The organism is Bradyrhizobium sp. 31Argb, from assembly GCF_043638955.1.
Taxonomy (GTDB): domain Bacteria; phylum Pseudomonadota; class Alphaproteobacteria; order Rhizobiales; family Xanthobacteraceae; genus Bradyrhizobium.
Genome location: NZ_JBEGDB010000262.1, coordinates 1 through 11,348, shown reverse-complemented (window position 1 = coordinate 11,348; position 11,348 = coordinate 1). Strand labels below are relative to the sequence as shown.

Genomic DNA, 11,348 nt, shown 5'->3' with positions numbered 1-11,348 from the left:
ACGCAACCTCGGACCGGCCGACAGTCGGAGCTACATCCGTCAAGCGAAAGTAACATCCTCAGGTGAGGCAATACGTCAAAGAAAATCCAGCGACGACTAACGTCAACCGGCTGAACTGAACGCGCTGCGGTCTCAGCGGGAGGCCAGCGATCTCGAGGGTAGCTACGAATTGCAAGCCGAACTTTGCGAGGAAGCAATTCGTGGAATGAGTGGTTTTGAAATGACCACAACTGGGGCGCAAAGCGGAGATCCGGTAAATTCCTGGACGTTGCGTGCTGCGAAGAGGACAAAGTTTTTAGGCAATAGCTGCGGTGCCGGCGATGAGTTCGAAGGAGCGCAGCCGAGCTGCGTGATCGTAGACATCGGACACGATCATGAGTTCGTCGGCGCCTGTTTCCGCAACGAGCGCATCGATGCCCGAACGAACCGTATCGGGCGAGCCGACGATGGAGCGCGCGAGCATGCTCATCGCCTGCGCTTTTTCCGCAGGCGACCAGTAGCTCTCAATATCGTCGATCGGCGGCCGGCTCAGGCCCCGCGCGCCGCGGAAGATGTTCGTGAAGGATATCTGCTGGGTCGTTGCCAGCCTGCGCGCTTCGTCATCGCTGCCGGCGGCGATGATGTTGACGCCTACCATCGCGTAGGGACGGTCAAGTTGCTCGGACGGTTTGAAGCGGCTGCGGTAGATCTGCAGCGCGGGGATCAGCAGGTCAGGAGCGAAATGCGAGGCGAAGGCATAGGGAAGCCCGAGTTCTGCTGCCAGCATCGCGCCAAAATTACTCGATCCGAGAATCCACAACGGCACTTCCGTTCCCGCCGCCGGCACCGCCTGGATGCGCTGATTGGGACCGGCTGGAGCCAGAAAGGCCTGCACTTCGAGAACGTCCTGCGGGAAGTTTTCGGCCGCTTCGGGCGTACGGCGCAACGCGCGCAGTGTAAGCTGGTCGGTCCCCGGTGCACGGCCCAGCCCGAGATCAATGCGGCCCGGAAACAATTGCGCCAACGTCCCGAACTGCTCGGCGATGACGTAGGGGGCATGGTTGGGGAGCATGATGCCGCCCGCGCCGACGCGGATCGTTTTTGTTCCCGCTGCGATATGACCGATCACAACCGACGTCGCGGCGCTCGCGATGCCCGGCATGTTGTGATGCTCCGCCACCCAAATGCGGCGATAGCCCCAAGCCTCGGCATGGACCGCGATATCGCGAGCGTTATCGAGCGCGCCGCGGGCATCGGTGTCCTCAGTGACGCGGACGAGATCGAGGATAGACAGTGTCGTCATAGGAACTCCCGAACGAAACCTTCTGTGTGAATGACGCTGCCAGAGATACTTGGAGCGTTTTCGAGCGAAGTGGACACCGGTTCGCGTGAAGAAAACGCGTCAAAACAAGAATCTAGAGCTTCGGTTCTGATTCTATCAGAACCGAAAATGCTCTAGCCGCGTCCAAGCTTGTCCGAAACGGCAGGCTTCATTCGATTCTTGTACCCCATATGGGCACTGTCTCCGCGTGGGTCAATCTGCTGAATCCGGTCCGCGATTGACCAACACTGCCGAGTGCAATCGGCACCGGGCGCGTCTCTGCGCCAACGACCGCTTCTGGTACATGGTGCTAGGTATAAAGAACATACGCCGAACTGCTCCTTGCGTTTTAGGTCTTGATAGGTTTTAAGCCCGGTGACCTCACGATCACAGGTACGAACGAGAAGCGAACCCCGTGGCTTGTCGCCCTTTAATCAGAGTGACGTAGCCCTGGTAGCTCATGCGTTTCAAAACTGTTCTGAGCCTCCACAAAGGAATCCATCATGGCCAAGATGACCAAGAATCAGTTGATTGATGCAATTGCAGAAGGAACGCAGGTTTCCAAAGGAGACGTAAAGGCCGTCATCGAGCAGATGGCGACTGTAGGCTATAAGGAACTGAATGAATGCGGCGAGTTCGTCATTCCCGGCTTCGTCAAGATGTCAGTCGTAAACAAGCCTGCTACCGAAGCCCGCAGCGGCGTAAATCCTTTCACGAAAGAGCCTATGGAGTTCGCGGCCAAGCCAGCCAGTAGGTCCGTCAAGGCCTCACCTCTGAAGGCGGCCAAAGACGCTGTTTGAAGCGGATGGGTTGGTTGAGGCCTGTTCGTTCGCCTGAACTGTGGGTAATTCCATCACACGGGAAGCGGCGCCTGCTTGCTGCTGTTGGTGATTTCCATGATTGTAGGTCTGCGAGAAGCGAGCGCGCAGGACGCAGAATGCATCCACGAGCGCGCTGCCATGGTCGAAACCATCCGCGGTTACACCCGGTCCCAGGCCGGTGTTCTTGGACAGCGCGAGCCGTCACGCCGCAGGGGCATCGCGGTACGGCGAGAAGCCAACCACAGCTAGGACGCCCGCACTCCGTCTTCTATGAACGCTCTATTTCGTCGGGCAGTCCTACCATGGGTTTGTCGATGTCATCGACAAACCCATGCGAAGGTGGCCGCAGCCGCTCGCCAAAGTAGCGTTTACGTCCTGGCCGTGAGGCCGGTCGGAATGCACGATGATGACGGACCAACGCGACGAAGGTAGATACGAAAGCTTAGGCGACGATTACCTCGTGAAGCACCGTCACTGTGGCTCGGATCCTAGTGATGGTGGTGGCGAGAACGGTGGTGATGGTGAGGACGGTGGTGCCCCCAACCGACGCGGGGAGGGACGTAGGTGGGCCGGCCGTAGAGAAGGACATCGCACCCGGCTCGACGATCGGCATCACCCTCAAGGGAGCAGACGGAAACACCGGGCAGACGAAGTTCAAGAATTGAGCTTTCGCAATTGAATCTTCTAATCGGAGTGCCGCGATCGCGACGCTCCAGCGTGGAAGACAGGAACGCAACGGTGGCAGCGAACGGAACAGGCCGAGATCTGAGATTGGACCTCGCGGATTGGCGAATTGGGCGATCTTCCTCGACCACATTCCAAACAACGCGGTCGCATGGATCACGATGAAGAACTATGGGTTCAGCGACGCCGCGGACCTGTTTGTCTTCATATCTGGCTACACGGTCGCGCTCGTCTACTCCCGAACGATGGCGGCCAAAGGCTTCCTTGTGGCCGCAGTCGGCATCCTGGCGCTAGCCTGGCAGATCTACGTCGCGCATATCCTGCTGTTCGTTTTCTACGTCGTCGCCATCGCCTACATCGCGGAACGGTACAATCATGTGCATCTGCTTGATGAATTCAACGTCCGACTATTAATTGCGCAACCGATCGAGTTCCTCAAGCACGGCCTCGAGGTCTTCATTGGCGCGGCCCGCCGGTCGTTTGTGTGGAATGGTCGGCGGTTCGTGGCGGCCAGCCGGCCAAGTAGGGAGCCGCTATAGCTGTCCGCCGCAAACCGGCTGACGCAGCTAAAAACGCGTCCGAAAGAGCACGGGATCGAACTTTGGCCAGCATTCGGCACTTCGATAGAGCAAACGGCCGATAAGGAGGCTCCGATGGATGACAATGAGTTTCGCGTTTGGAGCCATAAGGCCGCTGATTGGGGCGTGAATTATCGCCGAGGTCTGCGCAATCGTCCCGTCCGGGCTCAGACAATGCCCGGAGCCACTTTCAATGCCATTCCTCCAAGCGCGCCCGAATTGCCGGAACCGATGGACGCCATTTTTGCGGACTTCGAAAGGATCGTGATGCCCGGTATCACCCATTGGCAGCATCCGCGGTTCTTCGCCTATTTCCCGGCCAATGCAGCCCCCGCTTCAGTGATCGCCGAGCAATTTGTGTCGGCGATCGCCGCCCAATGCATGCTTTGGCAAACCTCGCCATCTGCAACCGAGTTGGAGACTCGTGTTCTGGACTGGCTGCGCCGGGCGCTCGGTCTGCCTGAAGGCTTCAAGGGTGTCATCCAGGACTCCGCATCATCGGCAACGCTGGCGGCAGTTCTCGTCATGCGCGAGCGCGCACTGAAATGGTCAGGCAACAGGCAGGGACTGTCGGGTCAACCGCGATTGCGGATCTACAGTTCGGATCAGGTGCACACCTCGATCGATCGCGCCATCTGGATTTCGGGAATTGGCGAAGACAATCTCGTGCGCATTCCGGTCCTTGGCGAAATGCGCGGCCTCGATGTCGCAGCATTGGACGCTGCGATCGTCTCGGACCAACAAGCTGGTTTTCTACCCGCGGGCATTGTCGCCAGTGTCGGAGGTACCAGCGTAGGCGGAACTGACAATGTCGCAGGGATCTGTGAAGTCGCGAGACGACACGATCTCTACGTTCACGTCGATGCGGCGTGGGCCGGGTCCGCGATGATCTGCCCAGAGTTTCGCCATCTGTGGGAAGGAGTCGCGCTGGCCGACTCTCTGGTTCTCAATCCCCATAAATGGCTTGGCGCGCAATTCGATTGTTCCGCGCATTTTCTGCGCGATCCCGAAAGCCTGGTGCGAACTCTGGCCATTCACCCAGAATTCCTCAAGACGCACGGCCATGACGGCATCATCAATTACTCAGAATGGAGCATACCGCTTGGCCGCCGCTTCCGTGCCTTGAAGATCTGGTTCTTGCTGCGGGCCTATGGGCTAGATGGGTTGCGCAACATGATCCGCAATCATGTGCGCTGGTCGGAGGCGCTGGCCGCGCGGCTGACACAGACAGCCGATTTTCGCGTGACAACCAGGCCCATACTCTCATTGTTCTCGTTTCGCCATGAACCGAAGAACGTTGCCGACCTTGATGAACACAACCTTCGACTGATCAATGCGATCAACAACGACGGGCGGATCTATCTCACGCAGACCAAAGTCGATGGGCAGTTCGTCATCCGATTTCAGGCGGGTTCATTCGATATGACAGAAGCCGATGCGGATGCCGCATTCGACGTGATCATCGAAATTGCTCGACAAGTGAGTGCGCGAGCAGCATCAGCTTAAGTTCCACGGACGCAGGGTTCGACATCGCTTCCTGGCCGCCGTGACAGATTTCGTTTCCTATCCTGAACCCGCCTGTTAACATCTTCTCGCGTGGTCGCGTTCTTATTCTTAGTGATGAATTTCGGATTATGACAGGATGCGCGAGGGAAAGCCCGTCATGCTCGCAAGGTTCATCGGCACCGTCCTGGCTGTCATAACTGTCTGTGTGACCACATGGGATGGAAATGCATATGCAGAGATATTGATCACGACTGCCACCATATCGCGGGGCGAGTTAGTAATCGTAGGAAGGGTTAGGCGACCGCGCGAGCCCGGCGTGGAGATTAGGATCAGCCCAAACAAGACAGTGCAGGTCGAGAGCACTTCGACTGGAGGGTTTAGGTGGATTGGACCAGAGTTTCCCTCCACTTGCATTGTCAAGATCACCTCCGGGCCGGATACGAGAGAAGTGGTGATACAAAACTGCGGCCTTCCCGGTCCTGCCGGACCGCCCGGGCCGGCGGGCCTCCGGGCCCCGCAGGACCGATGGGCCCGCCCGGGCCTAAGGGAAATTAACGGGTAACCGGGGGCGGCCCTAATTCCGGCCGTCGGCAGCAAAGCGCAGGAACTGGCGCTTCATCGCATTGACCCTGGCGAGATAGGCCGCGACGAGGTGATCGCCGCAGCGCTCGCCAGCCATCGTTTGAAAACCACGGCGTACGAAAGCCCCCGCCGGACCGTCGCCGCAGAGATGGATGAATGCGGCCAGATCCTGCTTCTGCTGCGGGGTTGCCGTCGCATCTGTCGCGCGGGCGAGAACCGCCGCGACATTGCGGTCCAAATACACGGCCGCCAGTTCGATGGCATGGCTCGGAAGCGCGCGAATATATAGGCTGGTGAATCCGCAGTCGGCATCGACGACCGCATTCTTGCGGATACAGGACCGGGCAGCCTCGGCGAAAGCTGCATCGGTCATCTGATATAGGCCGACGGCGCTCGAGGCCGGTCGGTAGACTGCGAGAGGATTCCGGTTGAGTTGCCAGCGCCAGTAGGTGCGTGCCACCGGGTTGCCGGTGCTCTCGACTTGCGCTAACGCGGCTAACAATTCGGGCGTAATCGTGCTGGTCGAATAGACGCGAAAGAGCGGTCCGTACTGCCGCCACGTTTCACTCGGCTTCTTGTCGAGTGCGCCGCCAACGAGGAAGAACAACTCGGTCGGCTTACGGACCACGTGGTAGACGAGGTTCATCAGAGAGAATGCCGCGAGGAGGATCGCGACAACGCCAACGACCGCAACCGCCCGCGGTGCTGTCGTGAGCTTCTGTCGTACCCAACGCGTGCCATGCCAGCGGCGAAGGCGAGGGAGGAAGCTGGTCCAGCTTCTCCTGACGTGCGTCCTACGAGAAGAGGATCTGACAGTGCGCGGCGAGGACACAGGAATCGTCGGTCCGTTATATTGACCTGTTCAGAATCGACAAGCGACAGTTGATAGGGCGGGTTGATCGCGAGCGAAACCCATCACGGAGACTTGGGTAGACATTGTTGCGCACGCTCAATGATCTAACGTGGAGCGTTAAGGCCGGGTGTGTTTCGTGAAAAAATTGGCGGGACTTCGCTTAGAAGGCGCAGTTGGGACATCATTGTGCCGTGGGCCTGCCACGGGCCTTCCTCGTCTCAGGGGGAAGGGCCCTCGACAGTGCGTCCTGCAGCCGCGTCGACGGCCGCGCGCACCGGTTCCGGCCGGCGACTGTGGGGGCGCGGATGCCGGCACCTACGTGCGACGCCGGTAGTTGAGGTATCAATCCGGTTTCCGATACGGCTGCTCGAATTGCCTCTACATGGATCGCGAAGGAACGAAGCCCGCGCGGGCTCTTGCCTCTCCGGCCTGAGCTGCCGTCAAAAGGTCGATTAGCCCCTCTGCCGCCGGCGCGGCCAAAGTGCGCGTCGTGACGGCGGCAGTGTACAGGGTCGCCAGAGCGCACCCTGGGGGTAACGAACCGGACAGGGCGACCGCGTCGGTCGCAATGATCTCGGTCGACTGTGTGCAACCGATCGGCCGCCGCGCGTCCGACTCGGCGAGATGACGCATGGCGGTTGCACCATTCGGAAAGATGCGCAAGCGTTTCTCCACCTCCCTGGCAATGCCGAGCTGCTCCAGGACTTTCGCGACGTGAATTCCCGCGGTCGATGCCTTGGTGTCCGGGACGAAGATCGCATCCGCTGCCCGCAGCGCCTCGCGCAGGCTTGCTGCATCCTTCGCGGCGACCAGCGGATCTCCTGCGCGGACCGCAAGCGCGGTCTCGACCAGGCCGATATCTCTGACGGAGGCCGATGAGACCAGCTTCTCCGCTGCAAGTGTTGCGACGAGTGCCGATGTGAGGATGATGACATCGGCAGCGGTGCCTTTGCGCAGCTTTTCCGCCATGGCCCCGACCGCGCCAAATTCGCCCTCGATCCGCAAGCCCGTAGCAGCCGTGAAAGCTGGCGCAAGGTTCTTGACGAGTCCCTGCGTCGCCCCGCCGCTCAAAACGCGCAACTTGTTCATGGTGTCAATTCCATCGCGGCGATCAACCGCTCGCGCGTGATGGGAAGATCGCGTATCCGCACGCCGAGGCAATCAAAAACTGCATTGGCTATCGCTGCGGTTACGGGACCGTGTGCAGCTTCGCCCGCACCAACGGGATCTAATTCCGGGCGCTGGATGAGTTCGACTTCGACCTCCGGCACCTCGCTGAAGCGCAGGATCGGGTAGTCCGACCATGTGGTGCTGGTGATGCGTTGCCGGTCGAAGCGGACGCGCTCCTTCAGCACCCAGCTGGTGGCCTGGATGGCGCCGCCCTCGATCTGGTTGATGACTCCATCAGGATTGATCGCCTCCCCGACATCGACTGCGAGAGTCAGCTTTCTGACGCGAATGTCCTTGTCGCCCTCTACTTCGGCCACGGCAGCGCAGTACGCACCCATATTCTTGTAGCGAGCAAAGCCGATGCCATGGCCGATGCCGGGTCGCTGCGCCGGCTTCCACTTCGCGCGTTCGGCAGCGGCGCGGATGACGTCTCTGGCGCGGTCGTCGCTCAGAAGGCGCAGCCGGAACGCGACCGGATCCTCGCGGCGCTCGGCCGCGATCTCGTCGAGAAAGGACTCGATGGCAAACACGTTGCCCTGGGCGCCCAGCGTGCGTAGCGCCGAGGTGCGCACCGGCATCGTCAGCAGACGATGACTCTCGACCTGCCATGACGGGAAATCATACAGCGGAACGGCATTGCGGTCGGCGCCACCACCATTGGCCTGTGGCGGATTGGTCGAAATCATCCGCGGGAACGGATTCGCCAGCTCGAACCCGGCAAGCAGCGCCGGTTGCGCCGCTCGCCCCGGTCGAGCAGCGTGGCCGTTGCTCCAGAGCTGATGATGCCAGTGGAGGATCTCACCCCCAGCGTCGAGATCGGCTGCAATCTCGATCGCCATGGCCGCACCGAACGGCGCCTGCGACATCTCGTCGGCGCGCGACCATTGCACCCGTACTGGCCGGCCACCGGCGACCTTCGCCAACAATACGGCATCGAGGGCGACGTCATCGGCTGCGTTGTGGCCATAGCAGCCGGCGCCTTCGAGATGCTCGACCGTGATGTTCTCGGCCGGTAGCTTGAGCAGCAGCGCGAGGTCCGTGCGCAGAAGATAGACCCCCTGGCTATGAGTCCAGACATGGACCTTGTCGCCACTCCGTTGCGCCATCGCGCAAGATGGCGCAATCGAAGCGTGGGCAATATAGGGACGGGTATATTGCCGCCGGATTGTGCGCTTGCCATCGCCTGGCGTTGAAGCCGCCCTCGTGCTGATCACAACCGATTCCAGCGGTTGGCTCTTCAGGAACGCGGCCAGGTCGTTCTCGTCAGGCAATATCTCGCCCTCAGACCATGTCGCGCTCTTGCGCAGCGCATTGAGCGCAGCCTCCGCGCCATTCTCCGTTTCGCTGACGACCCCAGCGAAACTGCCGTCGCGCACGATCGCAACCAGGCCAGCGACGGCGCGCGCCCCATCTTCATTCAGCTCAATCAGCCTTGCGCGCGAATTTTCCGGCCGCAGCACGCGGCCGTGCAGCGTGGCCGGCAGGCTCCAGTCCTGGATGAAGCGTGGCCGCGCAAAGACCTTGTCGGGAATATCGATCCTGTGGACGGAATCTCCCGCCAACCGGCGCTCGGTTGCCAGTTTCGGCGCGATCCCCGGTGTCGCGTCTCGCTCAAGCTCGACATCGTCGGCGAGTTCCCAATAGCTCGTCCTGACATTGCCGGGACCGGAGATGCTTCCGTCCTCAACCGAGAGGGAGGTCTTCTTGACACCGAGGCGATCGGCGGCAACCTCAAGAAAGATTTGTCGGACTTCTGCACAGACGTATCGCAGCGCGCGGCCCGATTGTTGGACCGAAAGACTGCCGGAGGTGACGCCTTCGTTCGGGCTTGCCGCGGTCGAAGCGCGGACCATCCGGATGCGCGCGATATCGATGTCAAGTTCATCGGCGGCGATTTGCGCGAGCGCGGTAACAATGCCCTGTCCGATTTCCACCTTCCCCGGCCAGACCGTCACGTGTCCTTCGGCTGAGAATTCCAGCCAAGATGACAATGTTGGGTTAGCCGCAAGGCTGACCGGCAGCGTTGCTGCAGACGGGGAGGGCGGAGGCCGGCTCATGGCGCCGCCATTTCCGCTGCTGCGCGCAGCACCGCCCGTACCATCCGGTTGTGCGACCCACAGCGGCAGAGGTTGCGGTCCAGCGCCTCCTTCACCTCGTCCCTGGAAGGTGCTGGATTCCGCTTTAACAACGCCGCGGCGCTCATGAGAATGCCCGAAACACAGTAGCCGCATTGCAACGCCTGTTCCGCGATGAAAGCGCGCTGCAGCGGATGCGGAGCGTTGGCGCTCCCTAGTCCCTCTGGCGTCGTGATGTCCTTATTTGCCACCGACCACAGCGGCATATCGCAGGAACTCATGGCGCGATCACCGACAATGACATTGCAGGCGCCGCACTCTCCGGCGCCGCAGCCGAAATGCGGCCCGATCATGCCGAGTTCGCCGCGCAGGATGTCCAACAGCGAACGATCAGGATCGGCGGCTACATCCATTTCGACGCCATTGAGGCGAAATCGAACGTGCGGCATGTTGGATCGGCCCAGGTGAGCTATTGCGTCTTCTCGAACTTCTTGACCACGCCGGCCCATTTCACAATATCGCCGCGCAAAAATTTGTCGAATTCTTCCGGCGACATCGACATCGGCACTGCCCCCTGCGCTCCCCAGAATTTCACGATATCTGGCCGCTTCACTGCCACGTTCACCGCGGCATTGATCTTGTCGATGACGGGCTTCGGCGTTCTCGCCGGCGCCATCAATCCGAGCCAAATCGTTGCCTCATAGCCGGAAATGCCGGCCTCGATCACGGTGGGTACGTCAGGTAAGACGGCTGAGCGCGCCTGGCCGGTGGTTGCCAGCGCCCGCACCTGGTTTTCCCTGACGTTGGGCGCCATCGCGGGCACGGCGTCGATCATCATCTGCACCTGGCCTCCGATCACACCGCTACGCGCCTCGCCGCTGTTGCGATAGGGCACATGCACGACGTCGATCCCGGCCATCGCTTTGAACAGTTCGCCCGCCATGTGGTACGGCGTGCCCTGGCCGGAGGAGGCGTAGTTCAATTTTCCCGGCTGGGCTTTAGCAAGCGCGATGAATTCCTGCAGCGTCTTCGCCGGTATGGAAGGGTGCACGACGATCACGAGGTCGGAGTAGTTGACCGGAGCGATCGAGACAAGATCGCGCATCAGCTCATATTTGCGCTGCGGCACCAGCGATTCGTTGGCGGTTTGCGTGTTCGACATCATCAACAGCGTGTAACCATCGGGCGACGCCATGGCGGCCTCCTGCGTGCCGATCACGCCCCCGGCGCCGGTGCGGTTCTCGACCACAAAAGGCTGGCCAAAATTTTCCTGCAGGATGTTGCCGATCTGACGGGCAGTGACATCGGCGGGCCCGCCGGCGCCGAACGGAACGATGATCCGGACCGGCCGGGAGGGATAGTCCTGCGCAACTGACGAGGAGCCCGCCAGCAGAAGGGCGGCCAGTGCCAGCACGAATCTCGGGCTCATCATTTCTCTCCCCAAAATATTGTTCTTTGCTGGGAAGTTTAGCTGCGGTGCGAAGTCGCTGTCGACGACAGACTCCGGATGGCTCGCAGGAATAAAACAGAGATCGCGGTGTAGCTTAGGATCGCCAATAAGCGGGCACGAAGCGTATCGGACGGGGTTTGGGACTCAATTAAGCGTAACGGATTTCCAGCGACGCAATAGGCGCCGATCTCCGGTTGCACGACTACCCCGCGCACTGGGCGCTCAGGTGGTCGGCTTTAGAAGCGGAAGCGGACCTTCTAGTGGTTCATCACAGTGATTTTGACGTTTTGATACCGAGCCATTCGAGGATCGGCAAGTTTTCGGGTGGC

Annotated in this window: 8 protein-coding genes and 1 pseudogene; 3 read left to right on the top strand and 6 right to left on the bottom strand. The window is 60.5% G+C overall.

The features are described 5' to 3' along the window. Window positions 1-295 precede the first annotated feature (295 nt). The gene (locus AAFX91_RS33220; protein WP_394569375.1) at window positions 296-1,282 is read right to left on the bottom strand and encodes an LLM class flavin-dependent oxidoreductase; all 987 of its coding nucleotides are present in this window, start codon (window positions 1,280-1,282) and stop codon (window positions 296-298) included. Between the two features lie 521 nt (window positions 1,283-1,803). Between AAFX91_RS33220 and AAFX91_RS33215 the strand changes: the two genes are divergently transcribed. The 3 genes and pseudogenes from AAFX91_RS33215 to AAFX91_RS33205 all read left to right on the top strand — a co-directional run bounded on the left by AAFX91_RS33215 (window position 1,804) and on the right by AAFX91_RS33205 (window position 4,889). Then, complete coding sequence (locus tag AAFX91_RS33215) at window positions 1,804-2,100, top strand: HU family DNA-binding protein (protein WP_130224561.1); 297 nt, start codon at window positions 1,804-1,806, stop codon at window positions 2,098-2,100. 759 nt (window positions 2,101-2,859) lie between these two features. Continuing rightward, window positions 2,860-3,254, top strand: a pseudogene (gene opgC, locus AAFX91_RS33210) (OpgC domain-containing protein); the annotation flags it as partial. 204 nt (window positions 3,255-3,458) lie between these two features. Then, complete coding sequence (locus AAFX91_RS33205; protein WP_394569374.1) at window positions 3,459-4,889, top strand: pyridoxal phosphate-dependent decarboxylase family protein; 1,431 nt, start codon at window positions 3,459-3,461, stop codon at window positions 4,887-4,889. 574 nt (window positions 4,890-5,463) lie between these two features. Here AAFX91_RS33205 and AAFX91_RS33200 read toward each other — a convergent pair. The 5 genes from AAFX91_RS33200 to AAFX91_RS33180 form a co-directional block, all read right to left on the bottom strand. Continuing rightward, on the bottom strand, window positions 5,464-6,303 hold the full coding sequence (locus tag AAFX91_RS33200) for a transglycosylase SLT domain-containing protein (RefSeq protein ID WP_394569373.1): 840 nt from the start codon (window positions 6,301-6,303) through the stop codon (window positions 5,464-5,466). 399 nt (window positions 6,304-6,702) lie between these two features. Beyond that, window positions 6,703-7,413 carry a molybdate ABC transporter substrate-binding protein gene (locus tag AAFX91_RS33195; RefSeq protein WP_394569372.1) on the bottom strand — a complete coding sequence of 237 codons (711 nt, stop codon included), beginning with the start codon at window positions 7,411-7,413 and terminating at the stop codon, window positions 6,703-6,705. Then, window positions 7,410-9,551: a molybdopterin cofactor-binding domain-containing protein gene (locus AAFX91_RS33190; protein ID WP_394569371.1), complete on the bottom strand. Its 2,142-nt coding sequence runs from the start codon at window positions 9,549-9,551 to the stop codon at window positions 7,410-7,412. The genes AAFX91_RS33195 and AAFX91_RS33190 overlap by 4 nt, the downstream gene beginning before the upstream one ends. Then, window positions 9,548-10,018 (bottom strand): (2Fe-2S)-binding protein, encoded by a 471-nt coding sequence (locus AAFX91_RS33185; RefSeq protein WP_394569376.1) that lies wholly within the window; start codon window positions 10,016-10,018, stop codon window positions 9,548-9,550. The genes AAFX91_RS33190 and AAFX91_RS33185 overlap by 4 nt, the downstream gene beginning before the upstream one ends. 20 nt (window positions 10,019-10,038) lie before the next feature. After that, window positions 10,039-11,001 (bottom strand): tripartite tricarboxylate transporter substrate binding protein, encoded by a 963-nt coding sequence (locus AAFX91_RS33180; RefSeq protein WP_394569370.1) that lies wholly within the window; start codon window positions 10,999-11,001, stop codon window positions 10,039-10,041. Window positions 11,002-11,348 lie beyond the last annotated feature (347 nt).